General features: G+C 39.9%; 20 protein-coding genes and 1 pseudogene. 19 read left to right on the top strand and 2 right to left on the bottom strand.

Annotation, left to right across the window (positions count from 1 at the left end; all coding sequences use genetic code 11):
• Positions 1–149 precede the first annotated feature (149 nt).
• The 14 genes from CCS77_RS01350 (at position 150) to CCS77_RS01415 (ending at position 10165) form a co-directional block, all read left to right on the top strand.
• Positions 150–1010, top strand: a complete 861-nt coding sequence (locus CCS77_RS01350) for a formate/nitrite transporter family protein (RefSeq protein ID WP_002939234.1) — start codon at positions 150–152, stop codon at positions 1008–1010.
• Between the two features lie 247 nt (positions 1011–1257).
• Positions 1258–1698, top strand: a complete 441-nt coding sequence (locus CCS77_RS01355; protein WP_087582963.1) for an isoleucyl-tRNA synthetase — start codon at positions 1258–1260, stop codon at positions 1696–1698.
• Between the two features lie 49 nt (positions 1699–1747).
• On the top strand, positions 1748–2299 hold the full coding sequence (locus CCS77_RS01360; RefSeq protein ID WP_002939254.1) for a DUF507 family protein: 552 nt from the start codon (positions 1748–1750) through the stop codon (positions 2297–2299).
• Positions 2299–3417 carry a glutamine-hydrolyzing carbamoyl-phosphate synthase small subunit gene (gene carA, locus CCS77_RS01365; protein ID WP_107916341.1) on the top strand — a complete coding sequence of 373 codons (1119 nt, stop codon included), beginning with the start codon at positions 2299–2301 and terminating at the stop codon, positions 3415–3417. Before CCS77_RS01360 ends, carA begins: the two co-directional genes overlap by 1 nt.
• Before the next feature lie 22 nt (positions 3418–3439).
• Positions 3440–4084 (top strand): sulfite exporter TauE/SafE family protein, encoded by a 645-nt coding sequence (locus tag CCS77_RS01370; protein WP_107917279.1) that lies wholly within the window; start codon positions 3440–3442, stop codon positions 4082–4084.
• A complete protein-coding gene (locus tag CCS77_RS01375) occupies positions 4077–4817 on the top strand; it encodes a sensor histidine kinase (protein WP_107916342.1) in 741 nt (246 codons plus the stop codon). Before CCS77_RS01370 ends, CCS77_RS01375 begins: the two co-directional genes overlap by 8 nt.
• Positions 4810–5493: a response regulator transcription factor gene (locus CCS77_RS01380; RefSeq protein ID WP_012001191.1), complete on the top strand. Its 684-nt coding sequence runs from the start codon at positions 4810–4812 to the stop codon at positions 5491–5493. Before CCS77_RS01375 ends, CCS77_RS01380 begins: the two co-directional genes overlap by 8 nt.
• Positions 5494–5585: 92 nt before the next feature.
• Positions 5586–7076: a cytochrome-c oxidase, cbb3-type subunit I gene (ccoN, locus tag CCS77_RS01385; RefSeq protein WP_009294848.1), complete on the top strand. Its 1491-nt coding sequence runs from the start codon at positions 5586–5588 to the stop codon at positions 7074–7076.
• Positions 7076–7741: a cytochrome-c oxidase, cbb3-type subunit II gene (gene ccoO / locus CCS77_RS01390; RefSeq protein ID WP_021086480.1), complete on the top strand. Its 666-nt coding sequence runs from the start codon at positions 7076–7078 to the stop codon at positions 7739–7741. Before ccoN ends, ccoO begins: the two co-directional genes overlap by 1 nt.
• A gap of 9 nt (positions 7742–7750) precedes the next feature.
• The gene (locus CCS77_RS01395; RefSeq protein ID WP_002939259.1) at positions 7751–7963 is read left to right on the top strand and encodes a cytochrome c oxidase, cbb3-type, CcoQ subunit; all 213 of its coding nucleotides are present in this window, start codon (positions 7751–7753) and stop codon (positions 7961–7963) included.
• Entirely contained in the window at positions 7951–8814 is an 864-nt protein-coding gene (locus CCS77_RS01400) for a cbb3-type cytochrome c oxidase N-terminal domain-containing protein (protein WP_103573810.1), read from the top strand. The genes CCS77_RS01395 and CCS77_RS01400 overlap by 13 nt, the downstream gene beginning before the upstream one ends.
• Entirely contained in the window at positions 8814–9026 is a 213-nt protein-coding gene (locus CCS77_RS01405; protein ID WP_087581734.1) for a DUF4006 family protein, read from the top strand. Before CCS77_RS01400 ends, CCS77_RS01405 begins: the two co-directional genes overlap by 1 nt.
• Positions 9027–9132: 106 nt before the next feature.
• Positions 9133–9702 carry a hypothetical protein gene (locus CCS77_RS01410; RefSeq protein WP_103597982.1) on the top strand — a complete coding sequence of 190 codons (570 nt, stop codon included), beginning with the start codon at positions 9133–9135 and terminating at the stop codon, positions 9700–9702.
• Complete coding sequence (locus CCS77_RS01415; RefSeq protein WP_107916343.1) at positions 9695–10165, top strand: FixH family protein; 471 nt, start codon at positions 9695–9697, stop codon at positions 10163–10165. Before CCS77_RS01410 ends, CCS77_RS01415 begins: the two co-directional genes overlap by 8 nt.
• 86 nt (positions 10166–10251) lie before the next feature.
• Here the strand turns inward: CCS77_RS01415 and CCS77_RS10720 are convergent, their stop codons facing one another.
• Positions 10252–10380 (bottom strand): hypothetical protein, encoded by a 129-nt coding sequence (locus CCS77_RS10720; protein WP_021084773.1) that lies wholly within the window; start codon positions 10378–10380, stop codon positions 10252–10254.
• A gap of 105 nt (positions 10381–10485) precedes the next feature.
• Positions 10486–11646 (bottom strand): Na+/H+ antiporter NhaA, encoded by a 1161-nt coding sequence (gene nhaA / locus CCS77_RS01420; protein ID WP_107916344.1) that lies wholly within the window; start codon positions 11644–11646, stop codon positions 10486–10488.
• Between the two features lie 186 nt (positions 11647–11832).
• Here nhaA and proA point away from each other — a divergent pair.
• From proA to rpsI, 5 genes and pseudogenes are all read left to right on the top strand, one after another.
• Positions 11833–12192, top strand: a pseudogene (gene proA, locus CCS77_RS01425) (glutamate-5-semialdehyde dehydrogenase); the annotation flags it as partial.
• Positions 12193–12423: 231 nt separating this feature from the next.
• The gene (locus CCS77_RS01430) at positions 12424–14769 is read left to right on the top strand and encodes a PD-(D/E)XK nuclease family protein (protein ID WP_107916345.1); all 2346 of its coding nucleotides are present in this window, start codon (positions 12424–12426) and stop codon (positions 14767–14769) included.
• Entirely contained in the window at positions 14766–17591 is a 2826-nt protein-coding gene (locus tag CCS77_RS01435) for a RecB-like helicase (protein WP_107916346.1), read from the top strand. The genes CCS77_RS01430 and CCS77_RS01435 overlap by 4 nt, the downstream gene beginning before the upstream one ends.
• 80 nt (positions 17592–17671) lie before the next feature.
• The gene (gene rplM, locus CCS77_RS01440; RefSeq protein WP_002939292.1) at positions 17672–18100 is read left to right on the top strand and encodes a 50S ribosomal protein L13; all 429 of its coding nucleotides are present in this window, start codon (positions 17672–17674) and stop codon (positions 18098–18100) included.
• Between the two features lie 2 nt (positions 18101–18102).
• Positions 18103–18492 carry a 30S ribosomal protein S9 gene (gene rpsI / locus CCS77_RS01445; protein ID WP_021084780.1) on the top strand — a complete coding sequence of 130 codons (390 nt, stop codon included), beginning with the start codon at positions 18103–18105 and terminating at the stop codon, positions 18490–18492.
• Positions 18493–18549 lie beyond the last annotated feature (57 nt).

An 18549-nucleotide genomic window follows, 5' to 3' on the forward strand; every position in this document is an offset into this window, starting at 1 on the left:
AAAGATAAAATTGATCATTTTGGATTTGAAATTTAGTGTAAAACTAATTTTTAAACATTAAATTTTGACGCTAAAATATCTATCTTTGGCACTACTTCTTTGCTTTTATTTCTTATAGATCAAAGAAGGTCAAATAAAAAGGAGACGTGATGTTAAATCCGGCAGAAACCGCTCAAGCGGTCTCAAGTTCTATGGAGCACAAAGCTCATACGCCACTTGTAAGCATTATATTCCTTGCTATCATGGCTGGAGCTGCTATTGCAATGGGTGATATTTTCTGGGCTCACTCAACAGTTGGTATGGCTGAAAAACAGTCTATCGGTCTTTCAAACTTCATCGGTGGTATCACATTTAGCTGCGGCCTCATGATGGTTGTATTTTATGGCGGTCACCTATTTACTAGCTCTATTTTAAGTGGTGTTAGTGCGTATGATGGCAAATTACCATTTGGCAAAACCATAGGCTACTGGGTAATCGTTTGGATATTTAACTTCGTTGGCGGTGCATTGATCGCTTATATGTACTACTACTCTGGCTTGCCACTAAAGTATGACGGCTACATCTTGCAACACTTCGTGCCAGCAGCTATTGGCAAGATCACAGCACCATTTCATGAGCTATTTCTTCGTGGTATCTTTTGTAACGTCTTTGTTTGTATGTCTATCTGGACTGCGACAAGCGAGAGCAACCTATCTGGTAAATTCTTTGCCATTATGTGGATGATCGGCGCATTCGTTGCTTGCTCAATGGAGCACTGCGTTGCAAATATGTTCATCATCACTGAAGCTATCATCTCTAAAGCCCACTATATAGCAGCAAGCGGTGGCGATATCAACGCTGCAGCAGCTTTACTTCACACTACAGCTGATAAACTAGATGTCATCAACTGGACAAATTTCTTAAGCAAAAACTTGCTTCCAGTTACACTTGGTAACATCTGCGGTGGTCTTTTCTTTGTTGGTCTTGTTGGCTTCATGGCTAATAAATTTGATATGAAGAAAAAAGCTTAAAAACTCCCTTTTAGTCTTTGCTTTTATGGCAAAGGCTAAATTTTAAATTTCTCTTTTTTACCTTAAAAGTTTCAAAAAAATCTCTTATTTTTTATCTAAAAAATGTCACACTAATTTAAAATTTATCGTTTTAACTCTATTTTATTTGAAAAAATGTGACATTTTAGAGTTTAAAATATCTTAGTTAATAAATTTAGAGCAATAATAAAGCTAAAATTTAATATAATCCCACGAAAAAGGAGAGCTTATGAAAATTTTCAATGCATTTTTTACTGGCATTATATTTGTTCTCGCTCCTATTTTTACGCTATTTGTTGGAATTTACAATAACTACTTTTCATTTTATGGCATAAACGAGTATTTTAATGTGATTTTTGTGGATAATGTGCCTTTTTTGTGGCTTTTACCTGTGTTTTTTATATTTGGATATTGTTTCTTTTACGCGCCATTTAGGAAAATTTTTAGAGCCTTTTATCTGCTTTTGCTCGTGCTTTGCGCACTCAGTTGGTATCCTGATTTTGGACGAAGCTTGGGCGAGGCTTATTTCATGAGTAAGCCACTTGAGATGGATCTATCTTCAAATTTACAAAGTGATCAAAAAACAAGTGGCAAAGTCCTTTATGACGGACGAAGAGAAATTTATTTTCTAAGAAGTGACAATGATAAAGTCGTTAAAATTTCAAAGTAAAGTTTTACCTTTATTTAGTTACAATGGCATAAAAATTTAAAGGTTTAAAATGCGTATAAAACTTCCACACGTACCTTATGTCTCACATAAAATAGCAATAGATCTTTTAAACTGTGGTTTTGTAAAGCTAAATAAAGGTATCGAGCCCATCGTAGCAAAAGCAAGTGAAATTTTAACTACTGATGTTCAAAAAGAAAGAGCGCTAGATGAGCGAGTAAATGAGCTTTTAGAGAAAAACGAGGACGAGATGCAAACTATGCAAATCGACCGCAAAAATATGTTTTGGCTCGTTAAAAAGAAACTTGCTGGCGAATTTGACGTCATTTTAACTCATGAAGATAGATTTAGCAATGTCGCTCACAAGATACTTGAAGCTATCTGGAAGAGCGATTTGGTCGAGTATAACGTATCAGAAAACCGCGTGAAAAATGTCATTTATAGCTCGATAGATGAGTATCTAAAAAGCTATGAGAAGATAGAAGATAGCGTCTATGAGATGATGCAAAACTACAAACGCAAACTTATCCCTGGAACTGATGAATACGACCTGATTTTCGAGCGTTTGTATCAAGATGAGCTTAAAAAAAGAGGAATGCTTTAATGAAAGCTTATATTTACATTGAAAACGGCGTTTTTTTAGAGGCAAAAGCCTTTGGTGCTCACGGCGAGTGCGCAGGCGAGCTCGTTTTTAATACCTCTATGACTGGCTATGAAGAGATCATGAGCGATCCAAGCTATGCTGGTCAGTTTATCGTCTTTACTATGCCAGAGATCGGCATCGTTGGCATAAATGAAGATGATATGGAGAGCCTTAGAATTCACGCAAGTGGCGTCATAATGAGAAGCTACAACGAAACCCCGTCAAACTACCGCTCGCAAAAATCTTTGGGTAAATTTTTCGAAGAGCAGGGCAAATTTGGCGTTTACGACGTTGATACTAGATATTTAACAAAGATGCTACGTGATGAAGGCGCTTTAATGGCCTATATCTCAACGCAGATAAGTGACAAAGACGAGCTAAAACGCAGGCTTGAAAGCAGCGGACGCATAGAAAACATAAACTACGTAAAAACAGTCAGCGCTATGGATGAATATGAGCACAAAAAAGGCGCTTGGGATAGAAATTTAAAGTCATATAAGCCGCTAAATAGTATCGGCAAAAAGATAGCTGTTTTTGACTTTGGCGTAAAGAGAAATATCCTAAATGAGCTATGCGAAACTGGCCTTGAGGTCATCGTCGTACCACACGATACGAAGGCTGAGGTTTTGATAGATAAATTTAAAAATGGCGAGATAAACGGGGTATTTTTATCAAATGGTCCAGGCGAGCCAAAGAATTTAAAGGCTGAAATCGCTGAGATCAAAAAGATGATAGAGGCTAGGATCCCTATATTTGGCATCTGCCTTGGACATCAGCTGCTTTCAAATGCCTTTGGATACGAGACATATAAACTTAAATTTGGTCAGCATGGAGCAAACCATCCAGTCTTAAATTTAGAGACAAAAGCTATCGAGATAACAACGCAAAATCACAACTACAACGTACCAGAGAGCATCGCTGAAGTAGCGGTTGTGACACATAGAAATTTGTTTGACAACACGATCGAGGGTGTAAGATACAAGGACTATCCGATCTTCTCGGTGCAACATCACCCAGAAGCAAGCAGCGGCCCTAACGAGAGCAAATATATATTTAAGCAGTTTTTAGAAATTTTATAATATGCAAAACATAAGCCTTTACATGATTATCTCAGTTGCGCTTTTGAGCAGCTTTAGTCATTGCATTGGCATGTGTAGCGGGTTTTTGAGCCTGCAAGCTCTATTTTTTAAAGGTAAAAGCAAGAGTGAAATTTTAATGCTAAGCGCGCTTTATAACCTAGCTAGAATTTTTGCTTATGTGGCTTTGGGAGCTTTGTTTGGTGCTTTTGGAGCAGCCATTAGTTTTGGTGTGCAAGCAAGAGGCGTGATATTTTTCATAGTTGGCCTAGTGATCGCATTTATTGGCATCGCACTGCTTTTTAGGGGCGAGCTTTTAAAATTTGTAGAGAGCGAAAAAGCACTTAAATTTATAGTAAAAATGGCAAAAACAAGCGTGCAAAAGAGAAATTTGGCAAATTTCTTGCTACTTGGCTTTTTAAATGGGCTTTTGCCTTGCGGCGTGGTCTATTATTTCTTAGCGCTTGGAGTTTTAAGCGCAAATATGGCTGACGCATCCCTGATAATGCTTATCTTCGGGCTTTGCACCTTACCAGCGATGTTGCTAGCTAGCTTTGTTTTTGGCTTACTAAGAGAGAAATTTAAAGAGATCATGTTTAAGCTCTCAGCTTGCATAATGATCTTAAACGGACTTTATCTATCATTTTTAGGATATAGAGCAAATGCCTAGTTTAAATTTGGATGAAAATTTTCTATCAAGTAGCGATGGCATGAGGATTGCTAAGCTTGCGATGATGGGCGAGATGATGGCAAATATAACTCATCAGTGGAAGCAGCCGCTAAATGAGCTAAGCTTAGTTTTATATAAGATGAAAAAGCTAGCACGCAGCGAAGATGACGAATTTATCGGCTCTTATGAGAGGGCTATGCAGATCATAAAGTATATGTCAGAAACTACTGATGAGTTTAGCTCGTTTTTAAATCCAAACACTCTTTCTCAAGAATTTAGCCTAGCAGACGCAGCTAGAGCATCGATACAGATCGTAAAAGGCGTGATGAAAAAAGAGGGCATTCATATAGAGCTTGAGGTGCTAGAGGACTCAAAAATTTATGGTCATAAAAACAGGCTCATGCAAGTCATCATAAATTTACTAAATAACGCAAAAGACGCACTAAATTTACAAAAGATAGAAGATAAAAATATAAAAATAAAGATTGATAGCGATGAAAAATTTGCTTACCTAAGCGTAGAAGATAACGGTGGTGGCATAGATAAAAATGTGATAGATGAGATATTTAAGCCATATTTTACTACCAAAGAAGATGCCAAAGGCACTGGCTTAGGACTTTATATGTCAAAGCAAATAATCGATCAATTTAATGCAGAAATAACAGCGGGCAACAGCGATAATGGAGCCTGTTTTTTAATAAAGTTACCACACAAAGGAGAGATAGATGAATAAAATTTTAAAGAACCTAACGGTTTTGCTTGTCGAAGACGATAGCGACAGCAAAAAGATCATGCACGATGTGCTAAGTGACAATTTTGAAAAAGTTTTTACTGCTCAAAATGGTGATGAAGGTTTGAAAAAATTTAAAAAATACAACCCGAATATGGTAATTACAGATGTATTTATGCCAATTAGTGATGGACTTGATATGACAAGATATATCAAAGAAATTTCTAAAGACACACCTGTCATCGTCCTAAGTGCGCATAGCGAAAAAGAGACTTTATTAAAGGCTATCGATGTTGGCGTTGATAAGTATCTTATAAAACCTATCATGGCAGATGATCTTTTAAAAACGATAGAAAATGTCGCAAAAAGCAAGATAGAAACTGCAAACATCATCCAAGTTGCAAACGGATATAGCTTTAACAAAATTAAGCGCGTACTTATCAGAGACGGTGTTGAAATTTCACTTACTAAAAAAGAGCTCGCATTTATCTCACTTTTGATAAAAAGACTTGGTACGCTCGTGCTTCATGATGAGATCAAAAGCGTCGTTTGGGTTGGCGAGAGCGTTACAGAAGCAGCTATTAGAACCTTTGTTAAGCGCGTTAGAGATAAAGTTGGCAACAATTTTATAAAAAATGTCCCAGGACTTGGTTACAAAATAGATAGAAGACTTTCTTAGTTAATGAGAATTTATGTTAATTAAGTTTTTTTATAGTCCTTATACTCTAAAATAACGAATCATTAATATAAATTTAACTAGGAGGATATTTTATGCGACCATCTCAGCTACTGCACTATGATTATAGTGTAGCAAAGCTATTCATGTTTGCCACGATACTCTTTGGTATCATAGGTATGGTTGTTGGCGTAGTTATAGCTTTTCAAATGGCCTGTCCAGAGCTTAACTACATAGCTGGCGAATATTCGGCGTTTGGGAGGTTGCGTCCTCTTCATACTAATGGCATCATTTTTGGCTTCATGCTCTCAGGCATCTTTGCCACTTGGTACTACATCGGACAGCGTGTTTTAAAGGTCTCGATGAGCGAGTCGCCATTTTTGATGTTTATCGGCAAGCTTCACTTTTGGCTATATATGCTTGTTATGATTTTGGCTGTTGTTACGCTTTTTATGGGCGAGAGCACAGCTAAGGAGTACGCTGAGCTTGAGTGGCCACTAGATATCGCAGTGGTTGTTGTTTGGGTACTTTGGGGCGTTAGTATATTTGGCCTCATCGGTATCCGCCGCGAAAAGACACTTTACATCTCAGTTTGGTACTACATCGCTACATTTCTTGGCGTTGCGATGCTATATCTATTTAACAACATGGAAGTTCCAACAAGACTTGTTAGCGGATATGGCTCATGGCTGCACTCTGTATCTATGTACGCTGGTTCAAACGATGCTTTGGTTCAGTGGTGGTACGGCCACAACGCGGTTGCATTCGTTTTTACAGTGGCGATCATCGCTCAAATTTATTATTTCTTACCAAAAGAGAGCGGTCAGCCGATATTTTCATATAAACTATCGCTATTTTCATTTTGGGGTCTGATGTTCATCTACCTTTGGGCTGGCGGACACCACCTCATATACTCTGCTACGCCTGATTGGATGCAGACTATGGGTTCGGTCTTTTCTATCGTTTTAATCCTGCCTTCATGGGGTTCAGCGATAAACATCCTTCTTACGATGAAGGGCGAGTGGGCGCAGCTTAGAGAGAGTCCGCTTATTAAATTTATGGTTCTAGCTTCGACATTTTATATGTTCTCGACACTTGAAGGCCCGATACTTTCTATAAAGTCTGTAAATGCCCTAGCGCACTTTACTGACTGGGTACCAGGACACGTTCACGACGGCGCTCTTGGATGGGTTGGCTTTATGATCATGGCAGCACTTTATCACATGACACCGCGCGTGTTTAAGCGTGAAATTTACTCAAAGTCGCTAATGGAAGCTCAGTTTTGGATACAAACAACAGGTATCGTTTTATACTTTGCATCTATGTGGATCGCTGGTATCACACAAGGTATGATGTGGAGAGCGACTGATAGCTATGGAAATTTACTCTACTCGTTTATAGATACGGTAGTTGTGCTTATCCCATACTACTATATAAGGGCTATTGGCGGACTTCTTTATCTAGTTGGCTTCTTGATGTTTGCTTATAATATCTACAAATCAACTTCTGCTAAAGCTATCTTAGCAGAGCCAAAAAGCGCTTCGCCAATGGGCGGCGGGGCAAAAGCTAGCGCGGAGGTGATGTGATGTTTGCTTGGTTAGAAAAAAATCCATTCTTTTTTGCAGTTTGCGTCTTTATAGTCATCGCTTACGCTGGTATAGTTGAAATTTTGCCAGACTTTGCAAACAGAGCTAGGCCGCTTGAGGGCACAAAGCCTTACACCGTTTTAGAGCTAGCTGGCAAAAACATCTATATGCAAAATGGCTGCAACACTTGCCACTCACAAATGATCCGTCCGTTTAAGGCCGAGACTGATAGATACGGCATGTATTCACTAAGTGGCGAATTTGCTTATGATCGTCCGCACCTTTGGGGCTCAAAAAGAACGGGACCTGATCTTATGCGTGTGGGCAACTATAGAACGACTGACTGGCATGAAAATCACATGCTAAATCCAGCCTCAGTAGTGCCAGGCTCGATCATGCCAGCATATCCATTTTTATTTAAGAAAAATGCTGACATAGAGACTGCTTACGCTGAAGCGCTAACGGTTAAAAAGGTCTTTAACACGCCTTATGATGAAAAAGATATGCCAGCTCTTGGCACGCTAGAGCAGACAAATGCTAATGTCAAGGCTGAGGCTGCAGCTATCGTTGAAAATATGAAAGATGAGCAGGTAAAAAGTGCTTTTGCAAAAGGTGAAATTCGCCAGATCGTAGCACTGATTGCTTATCTAAATAGCCTAAAGTAGGAGCGAGAGATGGAGAACATTAGAGAGTTTCAAGCTTATGGCTATTTTTTCTTGACAGCATTTTTGGCGATCACTTTGTATGCTTATTTTTTTCATCTTTATAAGAGCGAAAAAACTGGCAGAAGAAACTACGAAAAGTACTCAAAACTAGCGCTTAACGATGAGATCGGTGGCGAAATTTTAGAGCGTAAGGCTACAAAGGAGAGCGTATGCAATGGCTAAATTTAGAAGATAATGTAAATTTACTAGCTCTTATAGGAGCGGCTCTAATCATCGTGCTTACCATCGTTGTAGCTGGTAGGTACGTGGGGCAGATGAAGGTTAAAAAAGATGAGAGCGTTGAGCTTAGCGAGCACAACTGGGACGGCATAGGAGAATACAAAAACCCTGTCCCACTTGGCTGGGCGGTCGTCTTTTTACTAGCGCTAGTTTGGGCGATCTGGTACTATTTGCTGGGCTACCCACTAAATTCTTACTCACAAATCGGCGAGTATAACAAAGAGGTTAAAGAGGCAAACGCCAAATTTGAAAAAGAGTATGCAAACCCAAGCAAAGAGACGCTTCACGCTATGGGCGAGAGCATATATCTTGTGCAGTGCTCGGCATGTCACGGCATCACAGGCGATGGCATAGGCGGCAAGGCTGCAAATTTACAAATTTGGGGCAGCGAAAAAGGTATAGTCGAGACTATACTAAATGGCTCAAAAGGGCTTGATTACCCTATGGGTGAGATGCCAGCAGGCTTAGCTGACGCTGATGGCGCTAAGGCGATCGCAGCATACGTGGCTAAAGAGATAAGCGCGATAAAAAGCACTAAAAATGAAAATTTAGTAGCCACTGGCAAAGAGCTTTACGCTGCATGTGCGGCGTGTCACGGCGAAGATGGCAAGGGCATGGATGGTATGTCGGTTGATCTTAGCAAATATGGCTCGGCTAGCTTTGTGGCTGATGTGCTAAATCGTGGCAAAAAAGGAGCGATCGGCACTATGCCTAAATTTAATGATGGCAGGCTAAACGAGATCCAGCAAAGCGCAGTTGGCGAGTACGTCATATCGCTATCAAAGGGCGAATAATGGAAAATAACAATAGAAATGTCTTTGCCTTAAACGGCATTAGCGGATTTTTAATAGCGGTGGTGCTTTTGCTCTCTATCCTAGCGGTGCTTACATACGTTGGCATCGGCTTGCAAAAAGAGGTCGCAACCAAACCTTACTCACTAAAAGATGCAGCTAGCATCGAGATGAAGAGCGTAGATAACGCTAAACACGTCATTGTAAAGGAGTAGCGATGCTAGGCATAATAGAAAAAGCCATTATCCTGCTAATAGTCGTCGCAGGCGCCATTTGTGCCTGGTCAGTACTTACGCCAAATCACCTATTTGTAGGCTGAGCTTGAAGAAATTTGCACTCATTTTTATCATTTTGCTGTGGCAAAATTTGGCTTGGGGTGCAAATTTTGTTATCAATGATGATGGAATTTTAAGCCAAAAAGTGAGCCAAAAACTAAACGAGATCGGTAGTGAGCTTTATCAAAAAAGTGGCATAAATTTAGTAGTTGGCGTATATAAAGATGGCGAGCTAGACGCGCTTTTTAAAGAGCAAAATTTAAGCTCGCCTTTTGTATTTTTAGTGCTCATAAAAGATAAACAAAAGGTTGAAATTTTTAGCGATACAAACACTTCAAAGCTCTTTAACAAGGAGCAAATTCTAAGTGTAAATCCAGAATCAGGCACCATTATCCCCATTTTGGTTTCAAAAAACGGCAAAGATGTATATAACGCCGCTATCTTAAACGGCTACGCTGATATCGCCGAGCAGATCGCTGAGAGCTTAAATTTAAAGCTAGAAAGCGGCATCGGTAGCTCAAACAAGACGACCTTAAATTTCTTACGAATTTTCATCTACGGCTTGATAGCATTTTTCGTGCTCATCATCTTTTATAAAAAGGTAAAAAATGGCTAAAAAGAGCTTTTGGCCTTATGGCATCGTGCTTAGCATGGTTGCTATCATTTTAGCTTGCGCCGCAACCATCGTTGTTGCGATCAACAACCCAGTCGAGATGGATAGCGCTTATATGCAAAGTCATCAAAGCGTCGATGAAAACATCACATTTATAAAAGAGAGCGAGGCTAGGTTTGATGAGAAATTTGGCCTTAAATTTGAGCCAGATGTTAAAGGCTTGCAGGGCAAATTTAAATTTCTTCTAACGCCAAAAAATAGCGAAATTTCAAGCCTTAGCTATGAAATTTTACTAACCCGCCCACAAACAAACAAAGATAACAAAACATTAAGTGCCTCATGGCAAGAAAATGAGCTTGTAAGCGAGAGTGTTGGTCTAAAAGAGGGCAGGTGGCAGCTACTTTTAAGGCTAAGCGACAAGCAAGATACGAGATATTATAAATTTAATTTTAACGCTACAAAGTAAGTTAAATTTACGTCTAAAATCTCTTTTAGCCAAAACCAAATAAATTTACCTGAAAATTTTACTTTCTAGCCAGTCAAAACGCTTACTCAAACCTCTTTAAAGCCAAAATTTAAGCCCAAACGCTTGCCAGTTGTAACATACTCTTTAAATTTATAGATTAGAGGCGAGTATTTTTTAGTATCTAGCTTTTCATCTTTTAACAAATTTTCATCCACAAAGATGCCAACTATCCTGCAAGTAACGATGCAAAATCACTCTTTTATCTCGCACTTTTCTACGATCGTTTCTATCTGTATCTTGCACTCTTTTATGCGCACGCTTTAGTTTTTGGCGCTAAATTTAAGCAATATAAACCCCGCGGCGCCTGAAACTACCGAACCTAGCAAGATAGCAAGCTTGTCGGTGTAGGCAAAGGCGTCCGTGTCGTTGTAGGCTAGGCCGTTAACGAAAAGGCTCATCGTAAATCCTACGCCGCAAAGCACGGCGATGCCGTAAAGCTGGATGAAATTTGACCCTTCTGGCAGCTTGGATAGCTTAAATTTGATCGCTAAAAAGCTAAAAGAAAATACCCCGACTTGCTTGCCGATGAAAAGCCCCAGCGCCGTGCCTAGCGCGACCGGAGACAAAATCTCGTCCAGTCCGACGCCTCGCAACGAGATGCCTGCGTTTACGAAGGCAAATATCGGCAGCACGCCAAACGCCACCCAGCCGTGCAGGTCGTGCTCGATACTTTTTAGCATAGATTTGCCAGGCTCGTCTTTAAAGCTAAGCGGTATGAAAAAGGCCGCCACGACGCCCGCAAGCGTGGCGTGAACGCCTGATTTTAGCACTGCTACCCACATCACCGCGCCTACGATTAGATAGGCCGCCTTGCTCTTTACGCCGAGTCTGTTTAGTGCGAAAAGCGCGGCTAGACAAACGCTCGCGACCGCAAGCATTTGGGCGTTAAGCTCGCTCGTGTAAAATAGCGCGATAATCACGATCGCACAAAGGTCGTCGACGATCGCTAGCGTCATGAGGAAAATTTTTAAACTAGTCGGTACGCGAGGCCCGAGTAGGCTCAAAACCCCCAGAGCAAACGCGATATCCGTCGCCGTCGGTATCGCCCAGCCGCCAAGCGCGAAGGAGTCGTGTTTCGTAAAAAGATAGAAGATAACCGCAGGCACTATCAGGCCGCCTGCCGCGCCGATCGCTGGCAGCGCGATTTGCGACGGATTTTTTAGCTCGCCCTCCAGCACCTCGCGCTTTAGCTCGAGTCCGATGAGAAAGAAAAATACCGCCATCAACCCGTCGTTCACCCACAAGATCAGGGGTTTGCTTAGTCCGTATTCGCCGAAGCTTACGGTAAATTTGGTCTTTAAAAATTCGTTGTAAAAATCGCTCAAAAACGTGTTTTGACACAGTAGCGCCGCGATCGTAGCGACCATCAGCAAAATCCCGCCGCTGGCTTCGTGTTTTAAAAACTCTTTTATTCCGCCCATTTTGCTTCCTTTTCGTAATTTTGGCGATTATAGCGTATTTTTACGCTCGCATAAAATTCGGGCGAATTTGGCTATAATCAAGTCAAATTTAAAGGTAAATTTAGTAGACGCATCTCTAAAATTTGCCGTGCCGCGCTTGCGGGAGCGGGACGCTTGCGCACGGTTTTTATAGATTAAGGAGCGAAAATGAATGAAATTTTAGATATATGTAAGCGTGCAAAGGCTGTTTGCGGCGAGCTTTTGAGACTTGATAGCAGGGCTAAATTTGAAATTTTAAACGCCGTGGCGGACGAGCTGCTAGCGCAAAAATAGGCTATAAAAGTGGCAAACGCCAAAGACCTTGCAAACGGCGAGAAATCGGGCCTTAGCTTGGTGTTGCTTGATCGTTTGCGACTAACGGATGCCCGCATCGAGGCTATGGCGAAGGGCGTGCGCGAGGTGGCGGGCTTTGCCGAGGTCGTAGGCGAAAATTTAGGCGGCTGGAGCCATCTAAACGGCATGCAAATCAGCCGCATTCGCGTGCCGCTGGGGGTGCTCGGTATCATCTCGCCCTTTTTGATCTTTTGTGGTGGCAAGCAAAATTGGAAAGCCGTAGTAAAAGCCAGATCTGTTTAACTCTTTATGCATTTTTGCTCCTTTTTGAAATTGTATCCCCTAGCACTTTAAGGCTTAAATTTTTAATGAATTTAGAAAAATTTTCAAAGCTTAGCTTAAGTGAGAAAAAGCGCTCTTTTATCAGCTTTTGGCTATCATTTTTTAAAAATTTAAGAGAGAAAAATGCGCAATCTAAATCAACTTTTCGTCTTTACAAACTCGCGTAAGATCAGGGAATTTAACGCTGGTTTTAGTGACGAGCTAATCCCAAAAAGTCTAAGCATCGCAGAGTTTTATAAAAAGGCCGTTTTTGTAAATGGCCGCTTTGAGTGCGATAGCACCTACGCTTTGGTGCTTATGAACAGAGCCTGTGCCAGCGTCAAAGAGGCAAACTCGGTGCTTAAAATCCCAACTGAGTTTTTTGAGTTTTTGAAAAACAACGACTATCTTTTTTCGTTTTTTAAAGAGCTAGCCATTAGCAAAAAGAGCATTGCTGAGATCAAATTTAACGACATTTACGCTGATTTTGAGGAGCATTTAAGCATACTTGAAGCGGTTTTAAAAGAGTATGAGAGCTTGCTTGATAAAGAGGATCTTTATGATGATATAACCCTGCCAAAAATTTACTCGATAAATGAAGCTTACATAAAAAGTTTTAGTGAAATTTCACTGCACATTGATGGCATTTTAAGCGAGTTTGAGTGGGAAATTTTAGAGAAAATTTCAAAACTAACAACGCTAAAAATTATCTTTCAAACTAGCGTTTTTAATAAAAAACTAATAGATAAGATAAGGCAAATTTCAGCCATTAGTGATTTTGAAAACTATAAAAAATATGAGCTAAATTTAAACACAAACGAGCTAACTTGCTTAGAAAATATCACAAAATTTGAGCCAGTTTTAGTGAGAAATTTCGCCACAAGAAGCTTGCAGTGCGCATACGTCATGGCAAAGGTGAGCGAGTTTGTGCGTGAGGGCATAAAGCCTGAAAATATCGCTGTCATATTGCCAGATGAGGGCTTTAGCGAGATTTTAAGGCTTCATGATAGCGCTAAAATTTTCAACTACGCCATGGGCGAGAGCTTTAAGAATACAAAATTTTATGAGGCGCTTTACTACATCACAAGAGCGATCAACGAAGAGGCAAGCCCAGTTTTTGATCAAAGTAAGTGCGAGAGCTACGAGGAGCTTGGATTTATTTTAAGCGAATTTGGCGTTAGCGAGCAGCTTTTTGAGAAATTTAAGGCTGGCTACTTTGAGGCGTGTGAATTTGGCAAATTTAAAGAGCTAATAGATGAGCTTTTGGTGCTTGAAAATGAGCCAAGATGCGAAGAGAAGCTCGCACTTGAGCTATTTAGGATGGAGAATTTATGCAGGTATTTTAGCTTTAGCCTAAAGCAGCTAAGTGAAATTTTCTTGTTAAATATCGCGCGCCTAAGCATTGACGACGTGGGTGGTGGAAAGATCAGCGTCATGGGCATGCTAGAGAGCCGTGGGATGAAATTTGATGGCGTTATTATAGTTGATTTTAACGATAGTTTTATCCCAGCTAGAAGCGCAAATGAGATGTTTTTAAACTCAAAAGTGAGGCAAAAAGCTGGACTTATAAGCTATGTGGAGCGTGAGAATTTGCAGAGATTTTACTACGAAAGCCTCATAAATAACGCCAAAAAAGTGGCGATCTCATGCACTGTAAATGAAGAAAATATTGAGTCGAGATTTCTTAAAAATTTCAAAACAATAAAGGATGAGAAATTTAGCGATGAGGCCTATTTAAAGCTATTTTTAAAAGGAGAGGCGAGCTTAAATTTAAGCGATGATGAGATCATTTTAAGGCATGATTTTTTCACAAAACCGCTCTCGTTTTCAACGCTAAATTTATATATAACTTGCCCAAGAAAATACTACTACACAAAGATAGCTCACATAGATGCGCCAAAAGCTATAGCTGGTGAGCTTGGCACAAAGCAAGGAAATAGCGTTCATAGCGCACTTTTTGAATACTATACGAGTGAGTTTTATAAGCAAAATAACACCTTTGATCTAGCCATTTTTAAAGAGATGCTAGCAAGGCAAAATCTTACGCCACTTGAGTTTGAAATTTGGACGCATAAATTTAAAGAGTATGAAATTTATGAAAACGAGCGTTTAAGGGCTGGTTTTAGGGTGCTTGAGTGCGAAAAAGAGGTGCAAAGCGAGTTTTGTGGCGTGCAGATAAAGGGATTTATCGATAGGATCGACGTTGGCGCAAACGGCGACATGCTTATACTTGATTATAAAACGGGCGAGGCAAATGTAAATTCGCTCCAGCTTGCCTTTTATGAAGCACTTTACGGCGGAGAGGTGCGAAGTGCTTACTATGCCCTAAAAAACGAGCCTGAGCTACTCTCATCTAAAAAAAGCGTGAGCGATCTGGAGGCTGAGATAGAGAAGCTAAAAGAGATAAATGGTAGCGAGATAAATTTTGAAAGAAAGAGCGGTGCTTGCAAATTTTGCGACTATGCGCTGCTTTGCAGGAGAGAGTTATGAAGGATTATTTAGCGTTAAAAGCTAGTGCAGGAAGCGGCAAGACCTTTGCTCTAAGCGTTCGCTACATCGCTTTGGTGCTGCGCGGCGAAAATATAAACGAGATAATCGCTCTAACTTTCACCAAAAAAGCGGCCAACGAGATGAAAGAGAGGATAATCTCCACTTTTTTAAATTTACATACAAAAGAGAAAAAGGGCGAGCTTGACAAGGTCTGCAAGGAGCTTGGACTAAGCCAAGATGAGGCGATAAAAAGGCGAGATGAGCGCCTTGGCGTCTTTTTGCAAAGTGAGCTAAAAATTTATACATTTGATGCGTTTTTCTCTGGGATTTTGAAGAAATTTAGCCAAAATTTAGGCATTAGCCCTGATTACAGCGTGCAAGATAGCTTGCAAGATCTGGCGTGGAAAAAATTTGTAAAAGAGGCGAGCAAGGATAAAAAACTTCTTAGCGAGCTAGCCTTAATGATGATCATTTCAAGTCAAAAAGAGGCTAGCTTTTCGCAGACTTTGGCGAAATTTTATGAGAGCTTTGGCGGCGAGCTAAAAGATAGTGGCGCAAGCTATCCAGATGATAGCAAGGTAAGGGCGGCGCAAAAGGCGATAAATGAGCATATAGCCTTGCAAAATGGCGCTAGCGATGTAGCTAAAAAGACATTTAGCGAGCAGAATTTATTTGAGCTATTTAAGAGTAAGGTTTTTGCTAGAGAAAGCCTAGACTACCGCTCTTTTAGCAAAATTTACACAAGTGAGCTTGATAGGCTCTTTTTTGAGCTAAAAGAGGCAGCAAAAAACTACATTTTAGAGGTCGAAAAGTATAGGCTAAGTGGCTTTAGCAAGCTATTAAAGCTTTATAAGACGTCAAATTTAGAGCTAAACAAGGAGATAAATGCGTTAAGCTTTGCTGATATAAACAAGCTGGTTTTTAAGCTTTTGGTGCAAAGCTTAGACAAAGAGGCGCTTTATTTTAGGCTTGATGGCAGGATAAATCACCTCTTAGTCGATGAGTTTCAAGATACAAACGTGATCCAGTATGAGATCATCTTACCGCTCATCGCTGAAATCGTCTCTGGATACGGACAAAACGGCCTTGGAAGCTTCTTTTACGTGGGTGATACGAAGCAGAGTATCTATAAATTTAGGGGTGGCAAAAAGGAGCTTTTTGACAAGCTTGGAGATGATTTTAGTCAGATAGATATAGAAAATTTACCAAGCAACTACCGCAGTTTAAAGGCTCTGGTGAAATTTAATAACGCCGTTTTTGAAGAAATTTATCATAGATATGGGCTTAGTTTTGAGCCACAAGAGCCAGCTAAAAAAGATGAGACGCTAAGCTATGAGGTAAGTGGCGAGTGTGCGTATTTTGAAGTAGAAAAAGATGACTACGGCTACTTGCGTGTGCTAAGCGATGAAGATATCGCAGGTGCGGTCGTTTCGCAAGCAAGTGAGCTTTTAAAAGCTGGCGTAAATGCAAGCGATATAACTGTGCTTTGCTGGAAAAATAGCGACATTAGCCTCATCTCAGAAGTGCTTAGTAGTGCAGGGATAAAAAGCGTCAATGAAGGCACTTTGGAGCTAAAAAGAACGCCGCTTGTCGCTGCTATCATCGAGTATGCGAAATTTTGCCTATTTAAAGAAGAAATTTATGAAAAAAATGTAAAAGCGCTAGTAAATGCAAATGTCAAAAAACTAAGCATAAAGCCAGAAGTGAGTGCTACAAATAGCCTATTTTACCTAGCTAAAAATTTAGGCATAAGCATGGCTGATGTTGATATTTTAAGGCTTTTTGAGCTAAGCGCGGGGTATAAAAATTTAAGTGATTTTATATTTAACCTTGAAAACTTTAGCTCTAAAATCAGCCCAAAAAGTAGCGACGGCGTGAGAGTGATGACCGTGCATAAGTCAAAGGGGCTTGAGTTCGCTCACGTCATAGTTTGCGACATGATGGGCAAGGGCAGGGGAGATGACTCAAATTTCATAACCGAATACAGCGAAAAGGGCGAGTGGATCGTAAAGAGTAAAATTTCAGGTAGAGAAAATTTTGATAGCGACTATGCAAGCGTTTTGGAGCAGATGAAGGAGCTTGAAAAGCAAGAAAATATCAATAAAATTTACGTCGCTTTCACAAGGGCAACAAAGTCGCTCATCATCATCAAACAAGCCGTCCCAAGCGGAAATAGCCCAAGCTTTTTCTCGTTTTACACAAGAAGCGACAAGAGTGAAGCAAACGACTATCTTGATCTAAAAGAGTTTAGCTTTGGCAAAATTTTGCCTAGCAAGAGCGAGCAAAAAGAGACGAAAAAAGATGAGAAATTGCCTGAAATTTTAAGGATAGAGAGGCAAGAGGTAGAGGCGAAAGAGCAAAAGACGAGTGGTAAAAATTTAAGTGCGATATATTTTGGTCTGGCGTTTCACTATCTGCTTGAGATGAGCGAGAAATTTGATGAAATTTCACTAGAAAAAGCTAAAAATTTGATGCTAAATAAATTTCATAAATTTTTGCCGCTTGAAGTCCTTGAAGATGCCTATAAAAGGGCAAAAATGCTTATAAATGAGCCAAAATTTATAGAGTGCATAAAGGGTAAAGAAATTTACAAAGAGCAGCCATTTAAAGTGAAAAATGAGCTAAAACAGATGGATCTTTTTTGCTTTAATGAGCGTGAAATTTGCGTGATTGATTATAAAACGACAGACAAAAATATAGAAGAGAACAAAAAGCAGGTAAAAGAGTATAAAGATGCGCTCGCTAAATTTTATGAAAAACATAGTATAATCGCCGTCATTTTTTATGCACTTGAAGGCAAAATTTCATATATTGAAGTTTAAATGCTACTTAATTTAAGATTTGTCAAAGCATTGTTTAAATACAATCACAACTCAAAAATTAACTTGGCAAAGGTAAGAAAATGACAAAAATAACAAAGCCAAACGAAGTTAAGCGAGACTGGATCGTAGTTGATGCAGCTGGTAAGCGCTTTGGTAGATTGCTAACAGAGGTAGCAACTATACTTCGTGGCAAAAACAAACCATGCTTCACGCCAAACGTAGATTGTGGCGACTATGTTATCATCATAAATGCTTCTAAAGTAGAATTTACTGGTAATAACAAAGCTGAAGATAAACTTTATCACAGACACTCAGGATATTTTGGCAGCGTAAAGAGCGAGAAATTTGGCGATTTGATAGCAAATAAGCCAGAAAAACTATTTAAATTAGCTGTTCGTGGTATGCTTCCAAAGACAAAACTTGGAAGAGAGATGATAAAAAAACTAAAAGTTTATGCTGGCAGTGAGCATCCTCATACGGCACAAATAGCTAAAAAAGAAGGAAAATAATTATGGCAAAAGTTTATGCAACTGGTAAAAGAAAAACTGCCGTAGCAAAGGTTTGGATAAAAGCTGGAAGCGGTAAAATCGTAGTAAATGGTATGGATCTTAACACTTGGCTTGGCGGTCACGAGGCTATCAAGCTTAAAGTTATTCAACCACTTTTAGTAACAAAACAAGAGAGTTTAATAGACGTAGTAGCTACAACTTTAGGTGGCGGTTATTCAGCACAGGCTGAAGCTTTAAGGCACGGCATTTCACGTGCTTTAGCTGATATGGATGCTGATTTTAGAGCGGCGCTTAAACCAAAAGGCTTGCTAACTAGAGATTCTCGTGTTGTTGAACGTAAGAAATTTGGTAGAAGAAAGGCTAGAAGAAGCCCACAATTCTCTAAACGTTAATGGTTTTTTGCAAGTGCTTTTGTATTTTGCAAAATTTAGGTTATGTAAATTGTCAGA

Source organism: Campylobacter concisus (genome assembly GCF_003048375.1).
GTDB lineage: Bacteria > Campylobacterota > Campylobacteria > Campylobacterales > Campylobacteraceae > Campylobacter_A > Campylobacter_A concisus_T.

Bases quoted from the DNA above. Each gene is read 5' to 3' on its own strand.
- nhaA (WP_107916344.1), bottom strand. From the start codon at position 11,646: ATGGGCGGAATAAAAGAGTTTTTAAAACACGAAGCCAGCGGCGGGATT.
- CCS77_RS01350 (WP_002939234.1), top strand. From the start codon at position 150: ATGTTAAATCCGGCAGAAACCGCTCAAGCGGTCTCAAGTTCTATGGAG.
- CCS77_RS01395 (WP_002939259.1), top strand. From the start codon at position 7,751: ATGGAGAACATTAGAGAGTTTCAAGCTTATGGCTATTTTTTCTTGACA.
- CCS77_RS01370 (WP_107917279.1), top strand. From the start codon at position 3,440: ATGATTATCTCAGTTGCGCTTTTGAGCAGCTTTAGTCATTGCATTGGC.
- CCS77_RS01415 (WP_107916343.1), top strand. From the start codon at position 9,695: ATGGCTAAAAAGAGCTTTTGGCCTTATGGCATCGTGCTTAGCATGGTT.
- ccoN (WP_009294848.1), top strand. From the start codon at position 5,586: ATGCGACCATCTCAGCTACTGCACTATGATTATAGTGTAGCAAAGCTA.
- CCS77_RS01380 (WP_012001191.1), top strand. From the start codon at position 4,810: ATGAATAAAATTTTAAAGAACCTAACGGTTTTGCTTGTCGAAGACGAT.
- CCS77_RS01405 (WP_087581734.1), top strand. From the start codon at position 8,814: ATGGAAAATAACAATAGAAATGTCTTTGCCTTAAACGGCATTAGCGGA.
- rplM (WP_002939292.1), top strand. From the start codon at position 17,672: ATGACAAAAATAACAAAGCCAAACGAAGTTAAGCGAGACTGGATCGTA.
- ccoO (WP_021086480.1), top strand. From the start codon at position 7,076: ATGTTTGCTTGGTTAGAAAAAAATCCATTCTTTTTTGCAGTTTGCGTC.
- CCS77_RS01435 (WP_107916346.1), top strand. From the start codon at position 14,766: ATGAAGGATTATTTAGCGTTAAAAGCTAGTGCAGGAAGCGGCAAGACC.
- CCS77_RS01430 (WP_107916345.1), top strand. From the start codon at position 12,424: ATGCGCAATCTAAATCAACTTTTCGTCTTTACAAACTCGCGTAAGATC.
- CCS77_RS01400 (WP_103573810.1), top strand. From the start codon at position 7,951: ATGCAATGGCTAAATTTAGAAGATAATGTAAATTTACTAGCTCTTATA.
- carA (WP_107916341.1), top strand. From the start codon at position 2,299: ATGAAAGCTTATATTTACATTGAAAACGGCGTTTTTTTAGAGGCAAAA.
- rpsI (WP_021084780.1), top strand. From the start codon at position 18,103: ATGGCAAAAGTTTATGCAACTGGTAAAAGAAAAACTGCCGTAGCAAAG.
- CCS77_RS01375 (WP_107916342.1), top strand. From the start codon at position 4,077: ATGCCTAGTTTAAATTTGGATGAAAATTTTCTATCAAGTAGCGATGGC.
- CCS77_RS01360 (WP_002939254.1), top strand. From the start codon at position 1,748: ATGCGTATAAAACTTCCACACGTACCTTATGTCTCACATAAAATAGCA.
- CCS77_RS01355 (WP_087582963.1), top strand. From the start codon at position 1,258: ATGAAAATTTTCAATGCATTTTTTACTGGCATTATATTTGTTCTCGCT.